The organism is Maribrevibacterium harenarium (assembly GCF_006385675.1).
GTDB classification, from domain to species: Bacteria; Pseudomonadota; Gammaproteobacteria; order Pseudomonadales; family Marinomonadaceae; genus Marinomonas; species Marinomonas harenarium.
The window spans coordinates 1-24,212 of sequence record NZ_VFRR01000023.1; the positions used below are offsets into that span (position 1 = coordinate 1).

21 protein-coding genes are annotated in these 24,212 nt (G+C 49.6%); 19 read left to right on the plus strand and 2 right to left on the minus strand.

Annotated features, from left to right (window positions below):
• Positions 1-204: 204 nt before the first annotated feature.
• Positions 205-708 carry a TRAP transporter small permease gene (locus FJM67_RS11485; protein WP_140589431.1) on the minus strand — a complete coding sequence of 168 codons (504 nt, stop codon included), beginning with the start codon at positions 706-708 and terminating at the stop codon, positions 205-207.
• 20 nt (positions 709-728) lie between these two features.
• On the minus strand, positions 729-1,763 hold the full coding sequence (locus tag FJM67_RS11490; RefSeq protein ID WP_140589433.1) for a TRAP transporter substrate-binding protein: 1,035 nt from the start codon (positions 1,761-1,763) through the stop codon (positions 729-731).
• A gap of 311 nt (positions 1,764-2,074) precedes the next feature.
• Between FJM67_RS11490 and FJM67_RS11495 the strand changes: the two genes are divergently transcribed.
• The 19 genes from FJM67_RS11495 to FJM67_RS11585 all read left to right on the plus strand — a co-directional run bounded on the left by FJM67_RS11495 (position 2,075) and on the right by FJM67_RS11585 (position 24,211).
• The gene (locus tag FJM67_RS11495; RefSeq protein ID WP_140589435.1) at positions 2,075-3,634 is read left to right on the plus strand and encodes an acyl CoA:acetate/3-ketoacid CoA transferase; all 1,560 of its coding nucleotides are present in this window, start codon (positions 2,075-2,077) and stop codon (positions 3,632-3,634) included.
• Positions 3,635-3,672: 38 nt separating this feature from the next.
• Complete coding sequence (locus FJM67_RS11500; protein ID WP_140589436.1) at positions 3,673-4,881, plus strand: thiolase family protein; 1,209 nt, start codon at positions 3,673-3,675, stop codon at positions 4,879-4,881.
• A 172-nt stretch (positions 4,882-5,053) separates the two neighbouring features.
• Positions 5,054-5,818: a crotonase/enoyl-CoA hydratase family protein gene (locus FJM67_RS11505; RefSeq protein ID WP_140589438.1), complete on the plus strand. Its 765-nt coding sequence runs from the start codon at positions 5,054-5,056 to the stop codon at positions 5,816-5,818.
• An 18-nt stretch (positions 5,819-5,836) separates the two neighbouring features.
• Positions 5,837-6,604: a 3-hydroxyacyl-CoA dehydrogenase gene (locus FJM67_RS11510; protein ID WP_140589439.1), complete on the plus strand. Its 768-nt coding sequence runs from the start codon at positions 5,837-5,839 to the stop codon at positions 6,602-6,604.
• Between the two features lie 10 nt (positions 6,605-6,614).
• Complete coding sequence (locus tag FJM67_RS11515; RefSeq protein WP_181161484.1) at positions 6,615-8,375, plus strand: acyl-CoA dehydrogenase; 1,761 nt, start codon at positions 6,615-6,617, stop codon at positions 8,373-8,375.
• Between the two features lie 75 nt (positions 8,376-8,450).
• On the plus strand, positions 8,451-10,304 hold the full coding sequence (locus tag FJM67_RS11520) for a feruloyl-CoA synthase (protein WP_140589443.1): 1,854 nt from the start codon (positions 8,451-8,453) through the stop codon (positions 10,302-10,304).
• A 58-nt stretch (positions 10,305-10,362) separates the two neighbouring features.
• Complete coding sequence (locus tag FJM67_RS11525; RefSeq protein ID WP_140589444.1) at positions 10,363-11,112, plus strand: electron transfer flavoprotein subunit beta/FixA family protein; 750 nt, start codon at positions 10,363-10,365, stop codon at positions 11,110-11,112.
• Complete coding sequence (locus FJM67_RS11530; protein WP_140589446.1) at positions 11,113-12,042, plus strand: electron transfer flavoprotein subunit alpha/FixB family protein; 930 nt, start codon at positions 11,113-11,115, stop codon at positions 12,040-12,042.
• Positions 12,043-12,060: 18 nt separating this feature from the next.
• On the plus strand, positions 12,061-13,680 hold the full coding sequence (locus FJM67_RS11535; RefSeq protein WP_140589448.1) for an electron transfer flavoprotein-ubiquinone oxidoreductase: 1,620 nt from the start codon (positions 12,061-12,063) through the stop codon (positions 13,678-13,680).
• 166 nt (positions 13,681-13,846) lie between these two features.
• The gene (gene thiL, locus FJM67_RS11540; RefSeq protein WP_140589449.1) at positions 13,847-14,797 is read left to right on the plus strand and encodes a thiamine-phosphate kinase; all 951 of its coding nucleotides are present in this window, start codon (positions 13,847-13,849) and stop codon (positions 14,795-14,797) included.
• 30 nt (positions 14,798-14,827) lie between these two features.
• Positions 14,828-15,316 carry a phosphatidylglycerophosphatase A family protein gene (locus tag FJM67_RS11545; protein WP_140589451.1) on the plus strand — a complete coding sequence of 163 codons (489 nt, stop codon included), beginning with the start codon at positions 14,828-14,830 and terminating at the stop codon, positions 15,314-15,316.
• A 26-nt stretch (positions 15,317-15,342) separates the two neighbouring features.
• Positions 15,343-16,143, plus strand: coding sequence for a hypothetical protein (locus tag FJM67_RS11550; protein WP_140589453.1), 801 nt, complete (start codon positions 15,343-15,345; stop codon positions 16,141-16,143).
• Between the two features lie 8 nt (positions 16,144-16,151).
• Positions 16,152-16,604 carry a ribosomal protein S18-alanine N-acetyltransferase gene (rimI, locus tag FJM67_RS11555; RefSeq protein WP_181161485.1) on the plus strand — a complete coding sequence of 151 codons (453 nt, stop codon included), beginning with the start codon at positions 16,152-16,154 and terminating at the stop codon, positions 16,602-16,604.
• Between the two features lie 3 nt (positions 16,605-16,607).
• The gene (locus FJM67_RS11560) at positions 16,608-17,159 is read left to right on the plus strand and encodes a DJ-1 family glyoxalase III (RefSeq protein ID WP_140589456.1); all 552 of its coding nucleotides are present in this window, start codon (positions 16,608-16,610) and stop codon (positions 17,157-17,159) included.
• A 245-nt stretch (positions 17,160-17,404) separates the two neighbouring features.
• Positions 17,405-18,535, plus strand: a complete 1,131-nt coding sequence (gene carA / locus FJM67_RS11565) for a glutamine-hydrolyzing carbamoyl-phosphate synthase small subunit (RefSeq protein ID WP_140589458.1) — start codon at positions 17,405-17,407, stop codon at positions 18,533-18,535.
• 17 nt (positions 18,536-18,552) lie between these two features.
• Positions 18,553-21,768, plus strand: a complete 3,216-nt coding sequence (gene carB / locus FJM67_RS11570) for a carbamoyl-phosphate synthase large subunit (protein WP_140589459.1) — start codon at positions 18,553-18,555, stop codon at positions 21,766-21,768.
• Positions 21,768-22,244 (plus strand): transcription elongation factor GreA, encoded by a 477-nt coding sequence (gene greA / locus FJM67_RS11575; protein WP_140589461.1) that lies wholly within the window; start codon positions 21,768-21,770, stop codon positions 22,242-22,244. The genes carB and greA overlap by 1 nt, the downstream gene beginning before the upstream one ends.
• Positions 22,245-22,377: 133 nt before the next feature.
• A complete protein-coding gene (locus FJM67_RS11580; protein ID WP_140589463.1) occupies positions 22,378-23,631 on the plus strand; it encodes an Lcl C-terminal domain-containing protein in 1,254 nt (417 codons plus the stop codon).
• Positions 23,624-24,211 (plus strand): Lcl C-terminal domain-containing protein, encoded by a 588-nt coding sequence (locus FJM67_RS11585; RefSeq protein ID WP_181161486.1) that lies wholly within the window; start codon positions 23,624-23,626, stop codon positions 24,209-24,211. The genes FJM67_RS11580 and FJM67_RS11585 overlap by 8 nt, the downstream gene beginning before the upstream one ends.
• The last annotated feature ends 1 nt before the right edge of the window (position 24,212 follow it).

Consider the following 24,212-nt stretch of genomic DNA (forward strand, 5'->3'; position numbering starts at 1 on the left):
CAGAAACGAAGATCAGATCAAGCTGGCCGGATCACACCGAAACGCGTGGCTGAATGATACCGGAATCGGTGGCCAGACAAACCGAAATACGCACCAATGAAAGCGTATCCCACGCTACCGCAGGCCAACATGGCCAAAGCAATCGGAATACGAATACTCATTAAAACGAGTAGTATGCCCATCATGAGAAAAGCGAGCTGGATATTACTCATAAATGTCATCCTCTCGACGGCTGAGCAGTTGTACTAAACCACAGAGGGTACAAACTGAAAAACTAACGACACCCACAAGATAAACCCACCAGATCTGCAACTCTAAGATCATGGTTTGTTCCCAATATTCTTTGGATTCCATACCACTTAACGCCATACGATAAACGAACAGCGCAGACACTAAGGTAAATAGCAAATGCCCAGTGTTATCTAACAGGCGAATCGTATTCGGATGACAGCCAGAAGTGAAAAGGTCGACGATCACATGACCCTTACGCAAGTAGCACTCCGGTAGAAACAAAAATACCGATATGGCTAAGCCAACTTCCGTCAGCTCATAATCACCTTCTACCGACTGGCCAAAAAAGGTTCTGCCGATGATGCTGACGACCGTAGTGATCGCCAGCGACAGCATGATTAGGCCCCCTAGTAGAGCAAACCAGTAGGAAAGTCTCCTAAGGGCTGCTCCAAATACATCAACTATGTAAAGCTTCATGCGTCTTCACCAGCTCGAATTTACATCGATTCGTATTTTTTAATCAGGCCTTCCGCTTTGTCTAATAGACGTTTTGCGTCGTAGCCATCGTCATTCATTTCTTCGATCCACTGTGCTCTTACCGGAGCCAGTTGCTGTTGCCACTGGTCATATTCTGCTCCTTGAATGTAGTCAAAAGAATTACCGTTATCGACGGCATACTTGCGAGCAAATACCTCATAGTTATCGAACAGATCGCCGATATGGCCTGCTAGGGTGATACCCGAGTTGTCGTCAATCACTTTTTGTAGATCCGCTGGCATCGACTCATAGACGTCTTTATTCATGGCGAAAATGAAGAACTGAGCATATAAACCTCGATCTCCCTTGATCTCAGTGTGGTGTTTTACCAGCTCATAAATTTTGGTCGGCAGCACCACTTCGTAAGGCAAGGCGGATACATCCAGCACGCCTTTGGAAATAGCGCTAGGCATTTCAGTGACCGGCATGAAAAGAGTGTTCGCATTCATCAACTTGAATGCTTCCGCCATCACTTTGTTTGGTGCGCGGACTTTCAAACCATCTAAGTCTGCCGCAGTCTTGATCGCTTTTTCGCGAGAGTGAAGTGATCCAGGAGCATGGGTGTGCATGGCTAACACATGGACATCTTTGAGCTCTTCTTGCATTTCCTGTTCAGCGTATTCTTGTAGTGCCATGCTGGTTGCTTTGGCAGTACCTGGCATAAAAGGTAATTCGAAAACAGTGGCTTTCGGAAAACGACCAGGGGTATAGCCACCCACAGTCCAAGTAATGTCAGAAATGCCTTTGCGTACTTGGTCGAACAGTTGTGGTGGTTTACCACCGAGTTGCATGGCTGGGAACAGTTCGATATCGATACGACCATTGGATTCCGCTTCCACCTTTTCTGCCCAAGGCTGTAGGAATTGGGTATGTGCCATCGACATCGGCGGTAAGAAATGGTGCAGCTTCAGCGTGTAATCCGCTTCCGCCATGGCATTGAAGGAGAGTACTGCGCCTGCAATCAGGCCTAGGCTTTTGCGTCCTACGTACTTCATTTGTCCACCTCACATTTTTCTTTTTATAAGAGATTATTGTTTGCCGTCAGTCCTGTCTGGCTGCGGTTAATATATTTCTGGCATAAATTGTTTAGCTGTTCAACAATTATCTTTATAAAATTTTTGACTAATCCATAACAAAAAGAGAATGCCCTCTAAAAACCTATTTTCGCGGTATAAATTTGTCCAACGAGAAAACAAATTATTTGAAAAATAAATAGTTGTAGTGTACAACAAAAAATAATGATTTAGACGAGCTTGTAGAATCAATAGCTCGCACGCCTAACAAAACTAACAACAGCAGGTGACACATGAGTAAAGTAATAACGATCGATGAAGCTGCGGCACTGATTAAAGACGGCGATTCTGTCGCTTGGTCCACGGTCGGTATGTCATTTTTTGCCGAAGCGATTGCCACTAAACTAGAGCAACGCTACCTCGACACAGGCTACCCCAAAAATCTGACTTTGATCCATGACTGTGGTTGTGGGGACGGTAAAAATGGTGGTATGTCGCACCTTGCTCATGTGGGTCTAGTTAAACGCTTGATTTCTGGCCATACCGGCCAAGCACCAAAAATGGCGGAGTTGGTGGCGAAAGACGCTATCGAGGCTTACCTGCTACCTCAGGGCGTACTAACCACCATGTGGCGTCAGATCGCCGGTAATAAGCCTGGCGTCATCACCAAAATCGGTATGGGCACCTATGTAGATCCATTGGTGAGCGGTGGCAAGGTTACGTCGCTAGCCACTGAAGACCTCGTGAAGCGCATTGAAATCGAAAACGAAGAATGGCTGCTTTACAAAACCTTCCCCCTTGATGTGGTAGTGATTCGTGCGACCACGGCGGATGAAAATGGCAACCTATCCGTCGAAGAGGAAGCCATGTTGGCGGAAATCCTGCCGATGGCTCAAGCGGCCCGTAACCGTGGTGGTATCGTTATTGCCCAGGTGAAATACCTAGCTGAAGCCAAAACCCTGAAACCAAAAGATGTCAAAGTTCCTGGCGTTTTGGTGGATTACGTTACCGTAGCGCCTGCTGAACAGCACATGCAAACCATCGCCACAGTTTATAACCCATCCCTTGCTGGTAATGCCAAAGTGCCACTGAATGCGATCCCGCCAATTCCATTTGGCGAGCGCAAAATTATTGCCCGCCGTGCCGCTTTAGAATTATCTGACAACGCTATCGTTAACTTAGGTATTGGTATGCCTGATGGGGTTGCGTCCGTGGCTGCGGAAGAAGGTGTCGCCGGTCGCTTTATGCTGACTACCGAATTGGGTACTTACGGTGGTATCCCTGCTTCTGGCGGAGACTTTGGTGCAGCCTGGAACGCTGAGGCGATTATTGAGCACGAAGCCCAGTTCGATTTCTACGATGGTGGTGGTTTAGACATTGCCTTCCTTGGTTTGGCGCAGGCGGATCAGCACGGCAACTTGAACGTAAGTAAGTTCGGCCCGAAAGTAGTTGGCCCTGGCGGCTTTATCAATATCTCCCAAAGCGCCAAGAAAATTGTCTTCTGCGGCACCCTAGTGAATGGCGCCAAGCTGGCCTTCGCTGACGGCAAAGTGTCGGTCGTTGAAGAAGGGCGCACCCGTAAATTCGTACAACAAGTAGACCACATTACCTTTAGTGGTGAGTTTGCCCGTGCCAATAACAAGCCGGTTTTATTTGTGACCGAGCGCTGTGTGTTGGAACTGCGCCAAGAAGGCGTGGTGTTAACCGAGGTGGCACCGGGATTGGATCTGGAAAAAGATGTGCTGAGTATGATGGAGTTCACCCCGATCATCGCAGACGACTTGAAAACCATGCCGGCAGAAATTTTCCAAGAAGCTTGGGGCGGGTTAGCGGCTCAAATGGATGCCCAGTAATCAGCTTAATCCAATAACAAGAATAACGGAGTTTAGATATGGCTATGCAAAATGTAGAAATCCCTTACGGTGCTTACTGGAGTACCCCATTTGCCAAGTGGCAGGGTTCGTTGCAGTACCTGCACTCGATGAAATTTGCGGCTCACGTAGCAAAGCAAGAGCTTGCCAAGCGCAATATTGACCCAACCGTATTTGATTCGGGTGTGTTGGGGATGACGATAAACCAATACCAATCTTTTAATGGTGCTCCTTGGCCGCTACATGATTTGGGGGCAACTCATACTCCCGGTCACGCGGTGAATCAGGTGTGTGCTACCAGTGCCCGTGGTTTGTTTGCGGCCGCATCAGAAGTGATGTCGGGCATGGCTAACGTGGCTTTATTCTTAGCAGCGGACCGTTGCTCTAATGGCCCCCACATAGTTTACCCGAATCCCAAAGGTATTGGCGGTGCCGGTGAATCGGAAGATCAAGTGTTCTACAACATGATGAACGACCCCATGGGCGGACATTCCATGATGCAGACCGGTGAAAACGTCGCTCGTCGCTTTGATATCACTCGTGAAGAACTGGATGCAGTGACTCTGCGCCGTTACGAGCAATATCAAGAAGCGTTGAAAGACGATCAAGCCTTCCAGAAACGCTACATGACCTTGCCACTTTCTGTGCCGACACCAAACTTCCAAAAAGAAGCCTGTGTCATGACCGGAGACGAAGGGGTATTTCCAACTACAGCAGAAGGTTTGGCGAAACTCCGTCCAGTACAAGAGGGCGGTGTGATTACCTTTGGTAACCAAACCCACCCGGCGGACGGTAACGCAGCAGCAATCGTTTGTTCCAGCGATCGTGCAGCAGAGTTGGCTACTGATGCCTCGATCAAGGTGGAAGTGCTTGGCTTTGGTCAGGCCCGTGATGACTTGGCTTATATGCCGGCAGCGCCAATTGAGGCGGCTCGTCGTGCTCTACAAAACGCTGGCATTAGTATCGATCAAGTCGATGCGATCAAAACCCATAACCCGTTTGCGGTAAATGATGTGGCCTTTGCTAAAGCCCTTGGTGTAGACGTGATGCAGATGAATAACTACGGCTGTTCTTTAATTTGGGGGCACCCACAGGGCCCAACTGGCTTGCGCGCCATGATCGAAATGATCGAGGAATTGGTGTTGCGGGGTGGTGGCTATGGTCTGTTTACCGGCTGTGCAGCGGGTGATACCGGTATGGCAGTGGTGTTGCGAGTGAGTGACCGTTAATCGTTTTGGTGACGATTTTTCAGCCACGCTTCGGTGTGGCTTTTTTTTGAAGAAACACAATAGTTGAGTTTGACATTTGTTTAGTAGTACAACTATTATTTGTTTAAGATAAATAACAGGTGGGCTTATTAGAGTCTGCTTAGCCCATAAACATAAAAATAGAGGCGCGCTAATGACAACGTACCAATACATCCAATTTTCCGCTGAGAATGGCGTTGGTCATCTTCGCTTGAACCGACCAGAAAAGAAAAACGCCATCAATGATGCTCTCTGTCTAGAAATTGAGCATGCCTTTATCAACCTTCCCGAAGACGTCAACGTCATTGTGCTTTCTGGCGCCGGTCCAGAGTTTTGCGCTGGTCTAGACCTTGCTGAGCACAAAGCCCGTGAGCCATTTGAAGTAGTGAAGCACTCTCGCATGTGGCACCGAGTATTCGGTCACATTCGTAACTCCGGTATTCCCGTGGTGGCAGCCATGCAAGGCGCGGTAATCGGAGGGGGGCTTGAGTTGGCTATCTGTGCCCATGTGCGTGTGACCGAAAAAGGCACTTTCTACCGTTTACCAGAAGGCCGTCACGGTATTTTCGTGGGCGGAGGTGCATCGGTGAACGTTGCTCGTGTGATTGGTACAAGCCGCATGACGGAAATGATGCTCACCGGTCGCGATGTGGATGCTGAGGAAGGTTACCGCATCGGTTTGGGTCACTATGTGGTTGAGAACGGTGAAGCCTTAGCTAAAGCTCAGGAAATTGCCGCAGGCATTGCGAAAAACTCCAAATACTCTAACTGGGCAATGAGTACTGGCTTGGCACGCATTAGTAGTATGGCGGCAGAAGAAGGTCTATACACCGAGTCTCTAATCTGCGGTATCACCCAAACCAGTGACGAAGTGAAAGCTCGCATCGATGCTTTCTTAAATCGTAAGAAAAATCAGTAATCCCCGGGGAGTTTCAATATGCAAATTCAAGATCGTCATTTTGTTGTTACTGGCTCTGCCTCAGGAATTGGTGAAGCCGTAGCGCGTCGTTTACACCGTTTGGGTGCTCGCGTTTCGCTAGCGGATATTAATGAAACCGGTTTGCAGCGTGTTGCTAGTGACTTAGGTGAACGGGCCCAGTACGCGATTACGGATATCGCTGATGAAGCCTCGGTGACCGCTTCTTTAGATCAAGCTGTCGCCGCTTTTGGCGAAATTCATGGGGTGATCAATTGTGCGGGTATTCCAGGTGCAGAGCGCGTGGTTGGTCGTGAAGGCCCGCACCGTTTAGCGACATTCGAGCGTGCCTTGCGCATTAACTTGCTCGGCACCTTTAATATGATTCGTCTAGCGGCGGATAAAATGCAACACAACGAGCAGCAACCGAATTTAGAACGTGGTGTCATTATCAATACTGCATCAGTTGCTGCATTTGACGGGCAAATCGGTCAAGCGGGCTACGCAGCTTCGAAAGGTGGCGTGGTTTCTATGACCTTGCCAATCGCCCGTGAATTGGCACGCTTCGGAATCCGTGTGATGACGATTGCGCCGGGGCTATTCAAAACCCCGATGATGGATGTATTACCCGAGGAAGTGCAGCAATCCTTAGGGGCGGCAGTGCCATTTCCACCGCGTCTTGGTGACCCAGATGAGTATGCACAGCTAGCGCAACAGATCATCGAAAATAGCATGCTCAACGGCGAAGTGATTCGCCTAGATGGTGCTATTCGTATGGCGGCTAAGTAGGAGGCAGTCCATGAGCTATCAAGCCCCTTACCAAGATATGCAATGGCTGATGCAGCAAGCTTACCAAGCCCAGCAGCTAGCGAATTTTGACAGCTTGGCGGATTTCGATCTTGATCTAGCCAACGCCATCATCGACGAAGCCAGCAAGTTCGCTAGTGGCGTGCTTGCCCCGTTGAATGTGGTGGGTGATGAAGAAGGTTGTCATTTTGCCGACGGAAACGTGACCACTCCACAGGGCTGGAAAGACGCTTACGCCCAGTTTCGCGATGCGGGCTGGATTGGCTTAGCTTTACCTGAAGAATACGGTGGTCAAGGTCTACCCAAGTATATCGCCCAGCCAGTCAATGAAATGTGGTTATCGTCCAACTTGGCGTTCGTCATGTTTGCGGCGTTGGCGCAAGGTGGCTCTGAAATTCTGCTGAAATTTGCCTCTGACGAGATCAAAGCCCGTTATTTAAGCCAGATTGTTACCGGCGAATGGACGGTTGCTATGGCGTTGACGGAACCCAATGCTGGTTCGGATCTTGGTGCGCTATCCACCAAGGCTTTGCCACAGGAAGATGGTACTTATCTGATCAAGGGGCAAAAGATTTACATCACCTACGGTGAACACGATATGGCGGACAACATTGTTCACCTGGTGTTGGCCCGTACGCCGGATGCACCAGCGGGCAGCCGTGGTATATCCCTATTTGCCGTGCCCAAGTATCGAGTGCAAGCCGATGGTTCACTAGGCGAGTTCAACGATATCCGTTGTACTGGTATCGAGCATAAGACTGGCCTACACGGCAGCCCGACTTGTTCTATCAGCTATGGCGATAACGATGCCTGCCAAGGCGAGCTCATCGGCGAATTAAACCAAGGTTTAATGGCGATGTTCGTGCTAATGAACGAGGCTCGATTAAGTTGTGGTATGCAAGGTGTTGCCTTGGGCGAACTTGGCTTCCAAAAAGCCCTGCAATATGCACAAGAGCGGGTCCAAGGTGCCGGTTACGATGGTCAGCGCGTTACCATCATTGAACATCCTGATGTGAAACGTATGTTGCTGAGCTTGCGGGCGGAAACCTTTGGTTTACGTGCACTTGGCTATCAAATTGCTGCCATGATCGATGTGGCAGAGCAGAGTGACGACAAGGATCAGCGTCGTGCCATGCACCAGCAAATCGCCTTGCTGACGCCTATTTTTAAAGGCTTCTCCACCGAACAAGCCAACATTATGGCGGGTACCGCGGTGCAAGTGTTTGGCGGTATGGGCTTTGTGGAAGAAACCGGCATTGCACAAGTCATGCGTGATGCTCGCATCATCACCATATACGAAGGCACCACCGGTATTCAGTCTAAAGACTTGGTGTACCGCAAAGTGCGCGCTGACAAAGGTGCAGCGGTGCAAGCTTTGATAGCGAGCATGAAAGCCTCATTAGCGGCGGCTCGTGAAATTGCGCCATTGCAGGCTAGTGCCAGTCGCTTTGACGTGGCCCTAGAGCAATTGGAGATAAGTTTGTCACAAGTGCTATTGGATGAAGCCCAGTCGAATGCCGGTTTAGACGCCTTATCGGTGCCTTTTCTAATGGCGATGGGCGGTATTTGTTGTAGCTGGCAATTGCTGCAAAGTGCTGTTACGGCTTATGGGGAGCTAGCCAACGATGAGACTTACTTCGGTAATGTGATGGCATTGTGTGACTATTACAGCAGCTATCATTTACCCCACGCTCAGGCGTCGTTAACAACCGTAATGAGCGGCTCGCAGGGAGTTGACGCTTATCGGTTTTGATGAGTATTAGGCCCCTTGGAAGGGGCCACAGATCTTCTTTGTATTAATAAGAATAAGAAGTCCGAGGAGTTACCGATGACATCCGAATTCCATCCAATCAAGGTGGTCAGTTTTCCTGTTGCAGTCGAAAAGCGCAGTAATGGGGAAATGATCGTGCGCAGTGAAGAGCCACTTGGCGAATACGCGCGCAGTTTGACGGATCGCTTAGCCTATTGGGCTGAAACGACCCCTGATACCGTGTTTGTCGCCCAGCGGGATAAGCAAGGTGAGTGGCAAACCTACACCTACGCCCAAGCACTAACTAAAGTGCAGCAATTAGCCTCTTGGTTGTTAACCCAGAATGTTTCCGCCGAGCGCCCCATAGCATTTTTATGTGGCAACAATGTTGAGCATTTGTTGTTAGCCTTGGCCGGTTATTACATTGGTGTACCGCACTCACCGGTATCTCCGGCGTATTCGCTAATCGCGACGGATTACACCAAGCTAAAACATGTACTAGATACATTGACTCCAGGATTAGTGGTCGTTGACAAGTTAGCGCCGTATGAAAATGGTATTGCCGCAGCTTGCGCAGCAGATGTGCCGGTGGCCGTGATTGAGGGTGACATTGAAGCTCAGAAAATCAGTAACCCAACCTTGGCCTTTACCGATTTCTGGGATACCGCAGTTGACGTTGCTATCGAGGACCGCAATCAAGCGGTAACTGGCGATACAGTGGCCAAGATCCTATTTACCTCCGGCACTACAGGGATGCCAAAAGGTGTCATTAACACCCAGCAGATGTTGTGTGCCAACGCGGTCATGATTCGTGAAACCATGGCGTTTTTAAAAGACGAAGCGCCAGTCATGGTGGATTGGCTGCCGTGGAACCACACCTTTGGTGGTAACCATAACGTAAGTATCGCTTTGTACAACGGCGGTTCATTCTATCTAGACGATGGTAAGCCTACGGATAAGTTGTTCCATAAGACGCTGAATAATCTAGCAGAAGTTGCTCCGACTGTTTACTTCAACGTGCCGAAAGGCTTTGAGTTGTTGGTGAAAAAGCTGCAGCAGGATGACGAGTTAGCCGCGAAGTTCTTCTCTCGTTTACGCTTTATGTTCTTTGCCGCTGCCGGCATGGCACAGCATATTTGGGATGATATTGATGCGTTATCGATCAAACATACCGGCCACAAGATTCCGATTTTGACTGGTCTTGGTTGTACCGAGACCGCCCCATCGATCACCTTTGCCTCGATCGAAGAAAGCGCGTCGGGTGTGATTGGTACGCCAGCGCCCGGTATCACTTTAAAGCTGGTGCCGAATGCAGGCAAACTCGAAGCTCGGGTGAAAGCGGTGAATGTGATGCCGGGTTACTGGCGTCACCCTGAGCTGTCGGAAAAAGCTTTCGACGAAGAAGGCTTCTACTGCCTTGGTGATGCGTTCGCCTTTATTGATGAAAACGCCCCAAATCGTGGCTTCCGGTTTGATGGGCGCGTGTCGGAGGATTTCAAGCTCGACAGCGGTACTTGGGTTAGTGCGGGTACCTTGCGCAGCAAATTTATCAGTGCCCTAGCACCTTTGGCTCAGGACGTAGTGTTGTGTGGTGAGAATCGCGAATGCATTACTGCGTTGGTATTTCCCGACATGGTGCACTGTGAGGCATTGGTAGCGGGCGGAGCCGAGTTAACCCCAGAAGAGCTTGTCGCCCATCAAGCGGTGCGTACTGCCTTTGCCGAGAAAATGGCGGCCTTTGCGGCTCAGGGAACTGGCGGTTCCACCGTAGTGCAACGCATTATTTTACAACATGTTCCCCCCAGCCTTGATCGCCATGAAGCAACGGATAAGGGTTCCTTGAATCAACGGAATGTGCAGTCCAATCGTGCGGACCAAGTGGAAGAGCTTTATCAGGAACCATTTTCTGAGCGGGTAATTTGCGTGCCCTAGTTGGCAACAGGCAGAAATAGTCAGCAGACAAGTTAAATAGCAGATTTAGGTGACAACAATGAAAGTACTAGTCGGTGTAAAACGCGTAATAGACTACAACGTAAAAGTACGGGTGAAGTCAGACAATACCGATGTGGATCTTGCCAATACTAAGATGGCGATGAATCCATTTTGTGAAATCGCCCTGGAAGAAGCTGTTCGCTTAAAAGAAGCGGGCGTTGCCACAGAAGTGATTGCCGTGAGTGTCGGCACCAGCGCTAGCCAAGAACAACTGCGTGCAGCCATGGCGCTAGGGGCAGATCGTGCCATTTTAGTGGAAACTGATGAAGTGGCTGAACCGCTGCATGTGGCGAAGGCCTTCGCTAAGTTGATGGAGCAGGAAGACATCGGTTTGGTGATGTTGGGTAAGCAGTCCATCGATTCTGATAACAACCAAGTAGGTCAGATGTTGGCAGCGTTGACTGGCCGTCCTCAAGGTACCTTTGCTTCTAAAGTGGTGGTCGAGGGCGAGCAAGTCACAGTTACCCGTGAGATTGATGGTGGTTTACGTACTGTGCGCCTGGCATTGCCTGCCATCGTGACCGCCGATTTGCGTTTGAATGAACCTCGTTTTGCCAAATTGCCTGACATTATGAAAGCCAAGCGGAAACCCCTCGCGACGACTAACTTTGCTGACCTTGGTGTGACTGTGAAGCAAAGTATGCGTCTTGACCGTGTGGATGTGCCAAGCGTGCGCAGTGGTGGCGTCAAAGTAGAGTCAGTGGATGAATTGATCAGCAAACTTAAAGACGAAGCGAAGGTGATTTAAATGACAACTCTATTGATTGCAGAACATAACGGACAACAATTGGCGCCAGCAACATTGAGCGCGTTGACGGCCGCTCAGCAAATCGGTGGCGACATTGCCATGTTAATTGCCGGCGCTGAGGTTACAGCTGTGGCTGAACAAGCTGCCCAATGCGCAGGCGTTGCCCAAGTATTGGTGGCACAAGATGACAGTTTACGTTACGAGTTAGCGGAAAATCTGAGTGCGCTGATCATCTCTTTAGCCGGTGATTACAGTCATATTGTCGCGCCGTCTAATTCCATCACCAAAGATGCAATGCCCCGTGTAGCCGCTTTGCTAGACGTGGGCCAGTTATCGGATATTACTGGTGTGCTAAGCGCGACCCAGTTCCAACGTCCTATCTATGCGGGAAATGCGATTGCCACAGTAACATCATTGGATGATAAGCAGGTGATTACCGTACGTGCTGCCTCCTTTGCCAAGGCTTCCGCACAAGGCGGCAGCGCTACTGTGACCTCTGTTGCCGTGCCAGCGGGCAGTGGTTTATCGACTTGGGTGGCAGATGAATTGACGGTATCCGAACGTCCTCAGTTAACAGCTGCAGATCGTGTTGTTTCTGGTGGCCGTGGTGTAGGTAGCAAAGAAAACTTTGCACTACTTGAGTCTCTAGCCGATAAACTAGGGGCAGCCCTAGGTGCATCCCGTGCGGCAGTAGACGCTGGTTTTGTCTCCAATGACATGCAAGTAGGGCAAACTGGTAAGATAGTGGCCCCCGAGCTGTATATGGCATTTGGTATTTCCGGCGCAATTCAGCACCTTGCCGGTATGAAAGATGCTAAAGTGATTGTAGCGGTGAACAAAGACGAAGACGCCCCGATTTTCCAAGTGGCGGATTACTACTTGGTCGCTGATTTGTTCGATGTGCTACCAGAGCTAATCGAAAAACTATAGTTTTAAGAGGAGTACCCTATGCGTGAATCGATGGAGTTTGATGTTGTAATCGTTGGCGCAGGCCCATCCGGTCTTTCCACTGCCATTCGTTTGAAACAGCTGAATGCGGATCTCAACGTCTGTGTATTGGAAAAGGGTTCAGAAGTGGGTGCGCACATTTTGTCCGGTGCGGTGTTTGAACCACGGGCATTGAATGAGCTGTTCCCAGACTGGCAAGAGCTAGGGGCTCCTCTGACCACGCCAGTAACGAAAGACGAAGTGTATCTGCTTAAAGGTGAACAAGGAGAACGGGAGATCCCTCACGCCTTAGTGCCCAAGCCCATGGTCAATGATGGCAATTACATTATCAGTGTAGGAAATCTCTGTCGTTGGCTGGCGGAGCAAGCGGAAGGGCTGGGTGTTGAAGTGTTCCCAGGTTTCGCTGCCGCTGAGATTCTGTTCCATGAAGATGGTTCCGTCAAAGGAGTCGCAACCGGGGATATGGGGGTTTCTGCCAGCGGTGAGCAGCTTGCTACCTATATGGAAGGGATGGAGCTCCATGCCCGTTATACCGTGTTTTCCGAGGGTTGCCGTGGTCATCTAGGTAAACAGCTGATCGAGCGCTTTAACCTTGATCAAGGCAAAGACCCACAACATTATGCAATCGGTATCAAAGAACTGTGGCAGATTCCCGCAGATAAGCACCAACCCGGTTTAGTGATTCACGGTTCTGGCTGGCCACTTGAAGATGCTAGTGGCGGCTTCTTCCTTTATCACGGCGACAACCAGCAAGTCATGGTCGGGCTGATTGTCGATTTGAATTACAAAAACCCTTGGATGAGTCCTTATGAGGAATTTCAGCGGTTAAAACATCATCCATTATTGGCTCAGTACCTTACGGGTGGTGAGCGGGTGTCCTACGGTGCCCGCGCCATAGCCAAAGGGGGCTGGAATGCACTGCCCTCGATGACCATGCCTGGAGCTCTATTGGTGGGTTGCGATGCGGGCACCTTGAATGTGGCCAAAATCAAAGGGACTCACACTGCCATGAAGTCCGGCATGATCGGTGCCGAAGCCTTGGCTCAGGTATTGGCAGATGAGAGTAAAGCTTGGGACAGCACCTTTGCGCAGCTATTTGATGCCTCTTGGCTAAAAGAAGAGTTATATCAGACTCGTAACTTTGCCCCTGCCATGCATAAGTTTGGCACTTTGTTGGGTGGCGCCTTTAACTTTGTTGATCAAAACCTATTTAAGCTGCCGTTCACTTTACATGACACAAGTTTGGACCATGCTCAGCTGTTGCCAGCGGATCAAGCGCCGAAGATCGATTACCCGAAACCCGATGGTAAGCTCAGTTTTGACCGCCTGTCTTCGGTGTATTTATCGAATACGAACCATGAAGAAGACCAGCCTTGTCACTTGGTATTAAAAGACAGCACTATCCCGACAGGGGAGAATCTCACCCGCTTTGCCGAGCCTGCCCAGCGTTATTGTCCAGCGGGGGTTTACGAGATTATCGAACAAGATGGCGGGCCGAAATTACAGATTAATGCGCAAAACTGTTTGCACTGTAAAACCTGCGATATCAAAGATCCGGCGCAAAACATCACTTGGGTGACGCCAGAGGGTACTGGTGGGCCGAATTATCCGAATATGTAACGCTTTGCCGTTGCTGTATTGTCAAAGCCGAGTCGGGTGTTATGCCTGACTCGGCTTTTTTGTCCTGCCACAAATAACCCTTTTCCGATTCTGACAATCTCGCTGCAATCGGGTATGCTCTGCCCCATTAAACGATTAAACCGTAAGGGAAGGGTGCCAATACCCCATGCGAGAATTTGAGCTGATTCGTAATATTTTCCAAGCATCTACCATGGCCAGCATCGAGGGACGTGGGGATTTACTGCTCGGCATCGGCGATGATTGTGCCCAAGTGCAAATACCTGCCGGTCAGACATTGGTGTTTTCCATGGACACCCTCGTTGAAGGTCGACATTTTCCATTTGATGCGGACCCTGTGGATATTGGCTATCGGGCGGTGGCAACCTGCGTCAGTGACCTAGCGGCGATGGGGGCGAAACCAGCTTTTTTTACTTTGGGCTTAACCTTGCCAGAGTCTGATCCCCAATGGCTCGCAGGATTGGCGCAAGGTATGGCAGAGCTGGCTGAACCTATCGGTTTGGTCTTACTTGGCGGTGATACCACTCGCGGGGCATTGACCATCACTTTGCAGGTGCACGGCTATGTGGAAGCGGAGCAAACCCCAAAGCGCAGTGGCGCAAAACAGGGAGATGATATCTATGTCACTGGTTTACTCGGGGATGCCGCCGCCGCAGTGCCGATTATGACCGGCGAGCTGCAAGTTACTAACGAGCGCTTTGACTATTTCTATGAACGCTTTTGGCGTCCTACGCCACGCCTAATCGCGGGGATGGCATTGAAACGCTGCGTGTCCAGTATGATGGATATTTCTGATGGGCTTGCCCAAGATTTACAGCATATTCTCACGGCGTCTGGAGTGGGAGCTCGCCTTGATCTTGCGAGCTTGCCGGTATCTGAGCCTTTAAAACAGTGGCAGCCCGATCATGCCTATACCCTTGCCCTCACCGGTGGGGATGATTACGAACTGTGTTTTACCGCCCCCGTGGCGATGCGCGACGAGATTCAGTTAATCACCCAAACTTTACATTTGCCCTGTACCCGTATCGGCGAAATCACGGCTTCTGGTTTTGAAGTCGAAGGCTATCAAGGGGATTTGCAGGGCTGGCAGCATTTTTAAGAACCGACGAATTACTAGAAGAGACTTCCCATGAGCAATAAACCTGTTGTGCCGGATTCGGTCTGGCGTAACCCGATACACTTTCTGGCCTTCGGCTGTGGCTCCGGTACGGTGGATAAAGCCCCCGGTACCTTTGGTACACTAGCGGCGATTCCGCTTTATCTGTTGATGCAAAACTGGTCGGACAGTAATTACTTCATGATGTTGCTAGTTGCCACTGTCATTGGGGTATTTCTATGTGATCGTACGTCTAAAGACCTAGGCGTTCACGATCATCCGGGTATCGTCTGGGATGAGTTTGTAGGGTTCTGGATTACCATGTGGATGGCGCCAGCAGGCTGGTTCCCCATTATTCTGGGTTTTGTGTTGTTTCGCGTGTTCGATATCCTCAAACCTTGGCCAATCTCTTGGGTGGATCGTCATGTGCATGGCGGCTTTGGCATTATGCTGGACGATATTTTAGCCGGTGTGATGGCCTTTCTTGCGTTGCAGGGACTGCTTAGCCTATTCGGTATTTAAGGGTGGGCAGTGACTGGGGAACTAATATGAGCACAGATCAGGCACGGCAGATCTACTTGTTGCAACAGATGGGGGTAGTGACTTGGCTACCTAAAGAGCAGCCCCAGCCTGCGCAGGTGGACTTTTTTACCACCCCTTGGCCCACTGCGACCGATGTTGCGTCTGCTGTTCCGTCACCGATTCAGCCTACAGTAGCGAGCTTTGCAGAACCTCCTAAGCCCTCACATGAGCCCAAAGCACCGCCCCAACAGCAGCAACAATCCGTCGCATCACTGCGAGAACAGCTCAACACCGATGACGGTATCTTGGTCGAAGACCTGCAGCCCATTGTTGAAAAAGCGGTTCATATTGAAGTGGATGATGCGCCGATAACGGTTGGTTTGCCTCGCCCGGTACGTATGTTGGGGTATCAACTAACCCAGCGATTATTCCTGCTTACGGATGTGCCACTTGCCTTTGATCAAGACGAGGCCGTCGATCAGCTGGCCTTGAGTCTTGCCAAGGCGTTGTTAAAAGTGGATATCGAAGAATGGCAACGTAGCCAATTTGTCTGGCCGGGACCGTTACGTAATCCCCATTTGATCGTTAAACAGGATTGGGCATTAGGCGCTTTTGCAACCTTTTTAACCCATGGGTTACGGCAACTGGGTGATCAGCCTTGGTGTATTGTAGCAGGAGAGCAAGCCCAAGCTTATTTAGATGGTCTTGATGGACAAGCCTTGGCTGGTGTGCGTCTTGCCCGTATCGACGGTTTGACCAAGCTATTGCGTATCCCGGCTTTGCGTAAAGAGGCATGGCAGCAATTGCAAACCGCTTTTTTCTCTTAGGAGTAATCATGTTTACCCTGCGTGCTGCGCTAGCAGCTGATACGGAATCTATACAGGCGCTTAATCAAATCCATAACCCACACCCTTGGTCATCGAAGCTGGTTAGCGACGCTTTGGCTGAACGTCAGAATTGGGTGCTGCTCAATGGGGAAAATGTGGTTGGCTGGTTAACCTGCTCCAAACTATTTGATCAAAGTGAATTGGAATTAATTCTAACCCACCATGATATTCGTGGACAGGGAGGCGGTGCTCAGCTGATGGCAATTTGGATTAGCTGGGCTAAAGAACAGAAAGTAAGTGAGTGTTTACTAGAAGTGCGTGAGAGCAATTTCGGCGCCATCCATTTGTATAAAAAATTTGGCTTTGAGTCGGTTGGTTTCCGGAAAAATTACTACTCTACAGAAGACGGCGGCTATGAACACGCCTTACTAATGAATTTAACATTGAACTACGAGGATTAGCCCATGACTACGGCTCTAGTTGCCATTGCCAACGGCAGTGAAGATATTGAAGCGGTCACCATTATCGACGTATTACGCCGCGGTGGCGTAGACGTGACCGTCGCTAGTGTGCATGACGTGAAGCAGGTCATTGCCGCTCGCGGCTGTCGCATCGAAGCGGATGTGTTGCTTAGCGAGGTTGCTGGGAAACTGTTTGACGCTGTGGTGCTGCCCGGTGGTATGCCAGGGGCGGAACATTTACGTGATAGCAAAGCATTGATTGATCTCATCGAGCAGCATGATATTCAAGACGCGCTAATCGCTGCTATATGTGCGGCGCCGGCTTTGGTATTGGGAACCCATGGCTTTGTTATGGACAAACAAGCGACTTGTTACCCTGGCTTTGAAGAGCATCTAAAAGGAGCGGAATATCTTACCGATGAACCTATCGTTATGGACGGCAACATCATCACCGCACAAGGCCCCGCCATGGCGATGGCGTTTTCATTGGCTGTATTGGCAAATTTAGAGGGCTATGAGAAAGCTCAAGAGGTAGCAAGCGGTTTGTTGTGCTAGCTCAATCTTGTCTTAATGGTCAAGGAAAATGCCGTAAAATGGCGGATTCTTTCGGGCAAGTAGACGGGTTTCGTATAGACGCTTAGGCGAGATAAGAGTAAAATTGGACAAATTTTTTGGTCGCAGCTGACCATAACCGGCTCGAACTCAGCTGTGATCCCACCGCGATTTCTTTAAAGCGAGATAAACCTCCGGTTTGTCTCGCTTTTTTGCAACCATAGATAGGCTCTAAACGGGAGGTTCCTTTGGCAACATCAGCGATTCTCGCTCTGGAAGACGGCACGATATTTAAGGGAGTGTCGATCGGAGCGGATGGCTCCTCAACCGCAGAGGTTGTATTTAACACCTCTATGACCGGTTATCAAGAAATTCTTACTGACCCTTCCTACGCACGACAAATGGTCACCTTGACCTACCCACACATCGGCAATACCGGCGTTAACTCTGAAGACGAAGAGTCTAACCAAATTTGGTGTGCAGGTTTGATCATTCGTGATTTACCACTACTGGCAAGTAGCTGGCGTAAACAAGAATCCTTAGACTCGTACCTAAAACGCAAAGGCGTTGTCGGGATTGCGGACATTGATACCCGTAAACTAACGCGTATTTTGCGAGAAAAGGGTGCTCAAGCTGGCTGCATTATGGCCGGTGATAACATCAATGAGGAAGAGGCGGTTGCCGCAGCGCGCGCTTTCCCTGGTCTAAAAGGCATGGACTTGGCGAAAGAAGTCACTTCGCAAAAATCTTATGAGTGGACCGAGTCGACTTGGGATCTTGTGAACGGACATACCACCCCAGCTGAATTTCCATTCCACGTTGTCGCTTATGACTACGGGGTGAAAACAAACATTTTACGTATGCTTGTTGAGCGTGGTTGCCGCTTGACTGTCGTACCTGCGAAAACACCAGCGAGCGATGTGCTTGCGCTTAATCCAGACGGTGTTTTCTTATCTAACGGCCCTGGTGACCCAGAGCCATGTGATTACGCTATCGCCGCGATCAAAGCGATCCTAGAGACTGAAATTCCCGTGTTCGGTATCTGTTTGGGTCACCAATTGCTGGCGCTAGCAAGTGGCGCGCAAACCGTGAAAATGAAGTTCGGTCACCATGGTGCGAACCACCCAGTGCAAGATATCAAAACTGGCCGAGTTATGATCACTAGCCAGAACCACGGTTTCGCCGTAGATGAAGCAACGTTGCCAGCTAATCTTGAAGCGACCCACAAATCCTTGTTCGACGGTTCTTTGCAAGGTATTTCCCGCACTGACAAAAAAGCGTTTAGCTTCCAAGGTCACCCGGAAGCGAGCCCTGGCCCACACGATGTAGCGCCTTTGTTTGATCAGTTCATTGAAAACATCAAAGCCACCAAAGCCTAAGCGAGAACGAGAACACTATGCCAAAACGTACTGACATAAAAAGCGTCCTGATCCTAGGTGCTGGCCCGATTGTCATCGGTCAGGCCTGTGAGTTTGACTACTCGGGCGCGCAAGCGTGTAAAGCTCTACGTGAAGAAGGCTTTCGCGTTATCCTGGTAAACTCTAACCCTGCTACCATCATGACAGACCCGGTGATGGCGGATGCCACTTACATCGAGCCGATTGAGTGGAAGACGGTTGAAAAAATCATCGAGAAGGAACGCCCAGACGCGGTGCTTCCAACCATGGGTGGTCAAACGGCATTGAACTGTGCTCTTGACCTTGAGCGTCACGGTGTACTTGCTAAGTACAATGTTGAAATGATTGGTGCAACGGCCGATGCCATCGACAAAGCAGAAGACCGTCACCGTTTCGATGAGGCAATGAAGTCTATCGGCCTGGAGTGTCCACGTGCGGGTATCGCCCACAATATGGACGAAGCGCTGAAGGTTTTAGACGAAGTTGGATTCCCATGTATCATTCGTCCTTCTTTCACTATGGGAGGTACCGGTGGTGGTATCGCCTACAACATGGAAGAGTTCGAAGAAATTTGTACTCGTGGCTTGGATCTTTCGCCAACCAACGAACTGCTAATCGACGAATCTTTGATCGGTTGGAAAGAGTACGAGATGGAAGTGGTTCGTGACAAAAACGACAACTGTATCATCGTCTGTGCCATCGAAAACTTCGATGCCATGGGTGTCCACACCGGTGACTCCATCACAGTAGCACCAGCGCAAACCCTGACCGACAAAGAATACCAAATCATGCGTAACGCTTCTTTGGCGGTATTGCGTGAAATCGGTGTAGAAACAGGCGGTTCGAACGTACAGTTCGGTATGGATCCTAAGACTGGCCGTCTAGTGGTCATCGAGATGAACCCACGTGTATCTCGTTCGTCTGCCCTAGCATCGAAAGCAACTGGCTTCCCAATTGCGAAAATCGCCGCGAAACTGGCGATTGGTTACACCCTTGATGAGCTACAAAACGATATCACTGGTGGTCTAACGCCAGCGAGCTTCGAGCCATCAATTGACTATGTGGTAACGAAGATTCCTCGTTTCACCTTCGAGAAATTCCCAACTGCCAACGACCGCCTAACTACCCAAATGAAATCTGTGGGTGAGGTGATGGCCATTGGTCGTACTTTCCAAGAGTCTGTACAAAAAGCCCTGCGTGGCCTAGAAACGGGCACAGACGGTTTCAACCCAATGCTAGACTTCGCCAAAGAAGATGCCAAAGAAAAGCTAATGGGTGAGTTAAAATCCCCAGGTGCTGATCGTATTTGGTACATCGGTGATGCGTTCCGCTCCGGTATGAGCGTTGACGAAGTTTACGCGGTAACTGGGGTTGATCCTTGGTTCTTGGTGCAGATCGAAGATTTGATCAAAGAAGAAGCTGAGCTATCTGATAAAGGCTTAGCGGATATGGATTACGATTACCTACGTCGTCTGAAGCGTAAAGGCTTCTCTGATAAGCGTATCGCTGATCTATTGCATGTGACCGAGAAGTCCTTGCGCGAGCGCCGTTACCATGTAAACGTCCACCCAGTGTACAAGCGGGTTGATACCTGTGCCGCTGAGTTCGCGTCCAACACGGCTTACATGTACTCCACATACGAAGATGAATGTGAAGCAGCGCCTTCTGATCGTGAAAAGGTAGTGATTCTTGGTGGTGGTCCAAACCGTATCGGTCAAGGTATCGAGTTTGACTATTGTTGTGTGCACGCAGCCCTTGGTTTGCGTGAAGACGGTTTCGAAACCATCATGGTGAACTGTAACCCAGAGACCGTATCTACCGACTATGACACCTCTGATCGTCTCTACTTCGAGCCAGTTACCTTAGAAGATGTACTAGAAATCGTACGCAAAGAGAAACCTAAAGGCGTTATCGTGCAGTTCGGTGGTCAAACTCCGCTGAAAATCGCCCGCGCTTTGCAAAACGAAGGTGTGCCAATCATTGGTACTACCCCAGAAGCCATTGACCGTGCGGAAGACCGTGAACGCTTCCAGAGCATGATCCAGCGCCTTGGTTACAAACAGCCAAACAACGCTACCGTCCGCTCTACTGAACAAGCGATCGCGAAAGCGGCACAAATCGGTTACCCATTGGTGGTGCGCCCATCTTACGTACTGGGTGGCCGTGCAATGGAAATCGTTTACAACGAAGCAGAGCTAATGCGCTACATGGGTTCTGCGGTAAAAGTTTCTAACGACAGCCCAGTACTACTAGACCACTTCTTGAACGCTGCCATCGAAGTCGATATCGACTGTGTTTCTGACGGTCAGCAAGTGGTAATCGGTGGTATTATGCAGCACATCGAGCAGGCGGGTGTTCACTCTGGTGACTCAGCTTGTTCTTTGCCTCCTTACTCCCTACCTGCGGATATCCAAGACCAAATCCGCACCATGATCAAGCGTATGGCGCTTGAGCTAGGTGTAGTGGGTTTGATGAATACCCAGCTTGCCGTGCAAGATGGTGAAATCTACGTGATCGAAGTGAACCCACGTGCGTCTCGTACCGTGCCGTTCGTGTCCAAATGTATTGGACGTTCTCTGGCGCAAATCGCAGCGTTGGTAATGGCGGGTAAAACTTTGGCTGAACTTGGTTTCACTGAAGAAATCATTCCGTCTTACTACAGCGTGAAAGAAGCGGTGTTCCCGTTCAACAAGTTCCAAGGTGTTGACCCTATCCTTGGCCCTGAAATGAAATCTACCGGTGAGGTTATGGGTGTAGGTGATACCTTCGCCGAAGCCTTCGGTAAAGCGGCGCTAGGTGGCGGTACTGTGTTGCCAACTTCTGGCCGTGCCTTTATGTCGGTACGTGATCAGGATAAACCGGGTGCTGTAGATGTGGCGAAACGCTTGATCGAACAAGGTTTCTCCATCGTTGCAACGGGTGGTACGGCGGATTACCTAGCCGAGCACGATGTTGCTGTGAGCAAGGTGAATAAAGTCACTGAAGGTCGTCCACATATCGTTGATATGTTGAAAAACGGTGAGATTGACTACATCATTAACACCACTTCCGGTACCCAAGCGATTGCGGATTCTTCTGTGATTCGTCGCACCGCATTGCAGCGTAAAGTGTGCTACACCACGACACTTGCTGGTGCCGAAGCGACTAGCTTAGCGATCAGCCTAAAAGGTGAGACCGTCGTTAGACGACTACAAGATTTACATTTGGGGAAATAATGAAAAAGGTACCAATGACAGTGGGCGGCGAAGCGCGTCTACGCGAAGAGCTTAACCACCTGAAATCCGTGGCCCGCCCGCGCGTAATCGAAGCGATTGCAGAAGCTCGCGAACATGGTGACTTAAAGGAAAACGCGGAATACCACGCCGCCCGCGAAGAGCAAGGCTTTATCGAAGGTCGTATTAAAGAGATCGAAGGTAAATTGTCTGAATGCCAAGTGATTGATGTGAAAAGCATTCCTCACACTGGAAAGGTAGTGTTCGGTACCACAGTGACCTTATTCAACGTTACGACTGAAGAAACCGTGACTTACCAAATCGTGGGTGATGATGAAGCCGATGTGAAGCAGAAGAAAATTTCTTACGCTTCACCCATCGCCAAAGCCATCATTGGTAAAATGGAAGGGGACGAAGTGTCCATCCAGGTGCCAAGTGGTGAAGTGGTATACGAAATCGAAGAAGTACAGCATCTGTAACGTTTAATTACATTTGTTCACAAAAAGCGCCCTAGGTTAACCTAGCGGCGCTTTTTTATTACCAAATACCCGTTAAGATGAGTCTATCCACGCCGATAAACTGGTAAATAGGCCAAGGTAACGAAGCAAATAAATGAACATCAGTAAAATTTTGCTGGTGCTGATAGGGATATGTGCACTAACGGGCTGCGGGGAAGAAGAAGATATCTACGGCTATAAAGTCGGCGATCCCCGTTCGCCTGCAGCTAGCGGAAACGGTGGTGGCTCGGTAACGACCCCATCGGGTGAGACATCTTCCACTATCACCTTATCCGTTACGCCCGCAAGTACGCAATTTACCGCCAGTTGGAATGCGGTTACTAGTGCAACTTCCTACAGTCTTTATTATGCCGAGGAATCCCTATCGGCTCTCACCAATATTGAAGATTATGCTTCAATCCAGTCTGCCGTTTTGGTACCTAACTTGTCAGCCACTACGCTTTCGCATACGGTGGATTCTCTCAACAACGGCACAATGTACTACGCCGTTATTGTTGCAATGAGTGGAACCAGTATCCTTTCTCAGTCTTCCCAACTAACTGTTACCCCCTCAACTATCACGGCAGAGCTAACCAATGATCAGCTGTTGAACGATACTGGAGCCACCTACTCTGTGACAACTGAGCTCCACGACGTTAAATGCTTAACTGGGCTGAGTGTCGCCCAGCAAGACTGTTCTTTTGGTAGGGATGTTTCCAATTATGACCCGAGCGATGGTGTCGCTGGTTTTAGCTTTGCCAAAATTGATGCTGATGGAAAAGAAATTACAGATTCCACCAGTGACTGGGACTGTGTAAAGGACAACTATACCAAGCTAATGTGGCAGCGTAAGAAAGGTGGTAATGGTGTAGTGGGTGACGAGCATGCACTAAGTGATGCAGACGATGGCTTTACTTGGTACGAGCCATCTCTTTTGGCGAGTGGGGTTACTAGCGGGACTGAATCAGGGAGTACCCCAAACTCCTGTGCCGGATATTCAGCTGGTAACGTGCTGTGCAATACCAGTGCTTATGTGGCACGGGTAAATAGCGCTAAGCTATGTTCCTTTGGTGATTGGCGAATGCCGACATCTAATGAGTTAATGGGTATTGTGCTATATAAATCGATCACTCCCTCAACCACTGTTGACGGAATAGATGAAGATTTTTTTCCATTTCCAGATGCGACGCTGCGTGGGGAATATTGGACGGGGAGCCCTTATAAAAGCGATTCTGGCTCGGAAGCTTGGCGGGTAGTGCTACGGGACACAAGCTCAACCACGAAGGGTAAATCTGTTGGTATTGTGAAGCCGGAAACAAAGGCTTCTACGCTAGGAGTGATTCTTGTGAGGGATGCTAGTAATGATTGACCTTAAGCTATCTCGTTTACTATTCCTTTGTTTCTTAAGCTCTGGTTCTTATGTCGTGTCTGCTGGCTGCAATACGAATATTGCTGAGACGACTCCAACAAGTCGATTTGTCTTCAGTACGACCGATGAAGTAGTAATTGATAAGTCGACGGGCTTGATGTGGAAGCGTTGCATTGAAGGCTATTCAGGTGAGAGCTGCGAAGTAGATGATGGGTTTAAGGCGGTAACCTATGAGCAGGCACTCACCAACGTTGAAACCTTAAATAAAACCGGTTTTGCCGGCTTCAAAGACTGGCGTATGCCAAATATCAAAGAACTGCGCAGTATTGTGGAAGAAAGCTGTTCTGGCTTGGCGCTTAATGAAGAAGTATTCCCTTATCTTAGTAAAGACAGCGTTGAACAGAAATTTAGAGAAATCATGTCTAATACTCCTCGTTCTTACCGAGAGTCGGGGGCGGTTTGGATCTGGGGAATTGATTTTGATGACGGTAGCGTGGTGCCTTTTTCCTTAGAGTCATCGAATCAGGCATCGGACTCAATTAGCGGAGCAGTGCGTTTAGTCAGAAATTACGCAAACTGAG

Coding starts and splice junctions, on each gene's coding strand:
- FJM67_RS11515 (WP_181161484.1), top strand. CDS start 6,615: ATGAGCTATCAAGCCCCTTACCAAGATATGCAATGGCTGATGCAGCAA.
- FJM67_RS11560 (WP_140589456.1), top strand. CDS start 16,608: ATGACTACGGCTCTAGTTGCCATTGCCAACGGCAGTGAAGATATTGAA.
- FJM67_RS11520 (WP_140589443.1), top strand. CDS start 8,451: ATGACATCCGAATTCCATCCAATCAAGGTGGTCAGTTTTCCTGTTGCA.
- FJM67_RS11505 (WP_140589438.1), top strand. CDS start 5,054: ATGACAACGTACCAATACATCCAATTTTCCGCTGAGAATGGCGTTGGT.
- FJM67_RS11580 (WP_140589463.1), top strand. CDS start 22,378: ATGAACATCAGTAAAATTTTGCTGGTGCTGATAGGGATATGTGCACTA.
- FJM67_RS11485 (WP_140589431.1), bottom strand. CDS start 708: ATGAAGCTTTACATAGTTGATGTATTTGGAGCAGCCCTTAGGAGACTT.
- FJM67_RS11545 (WP_140589451.1), top strand. CDS start 14,828: ATGAGCAATAAACCTGTTGTGCCGGATTCGGTCTGGCGTAACCCGATA.
- FJM67_RS11525 (WP_140589444.1), top strand. CDS start 10,363: ATGAAAGTACTAGTCGGTGTAAAACGCGTAATAGACTACAACGTAAAA.
- FJM67_RS11500 (WP_140589436.1), top strand. CDS start 3,673: ATGGCTATGCAAAATGTAGAAATCCCTTACGGTGCTTACTGGAGTACC.
- FJM67_RS11530 (WP_140589446.1), top strand. CDS start 11,113: ATGACAACTCTATTGATTGCAGAACATAACGGACAACAATTGGCGCCA.
- rimI (WP_181161485.1), top strand. CDS start 16,152: ATGTTTACCCTGCGTGCTGCGCTAGCAGCTGATACGGAATCTATACAG.
- greA (WP_140589461.1), top strand. CDS start 21,768: ATGAAAAAGGTACCAATGACAGTGGGCGGCGAAGCGCGTCTACGCGAA.
- FJM67_RS11510 (WP_140589439.1), top strand. CDS start 5,837: ATGCAAATTCAAGATCGTCATTTTGTTGTTACTGGCTCTGCCTCAGGA.
- FJM67_RS11490 (WP_140589433.1), bottom strand. CDS start 1,763: ATGAAGTACGTAGGACGCAAAAGCCTAGGCCTGATTGCAGGCGCAGTA.
- FJM67_RS11535 (WP_140589448.1), top strand. CDS start 12,061: ATGCGTGAATCGATGGAGTTTGATGTTGTAATCGTTGGCGCAGGCCCA.
- FJM67_RS11550 (WP_140589453.1), top strand. CDS start 15,343: ATGAGCACAGATCAGGCACGGCAGATCTACTTGTTGCAACAGATGGGG.
- FJM67_RS11585 (WP_181161486.1), top strand. CDS start 23,624: ATGATTGACCTTAAGCTATCTCGTTTACTATTCCTTTGTTTCTTAAGC.
- thiL (WP_140589449.1), top strand. CDS start 13,847: ATGCGAGAATTTGAGCTGATTCGTAATATTTTCCAAGCATCTACCATG.
- FJM67_RS11495 (WP_140589435.1), top strand. CDS start 2,075: ATGAGTAAAGTAATAACGATCGATGAAGCTGCGGCACTGATTAAAGAC.
- carB (WP_140589459.1), top strand. CDS start 18,553: ATGCCAAAACGTACTGACATAAAAAGCGTCCTGATCCTAGGTGCTGGC.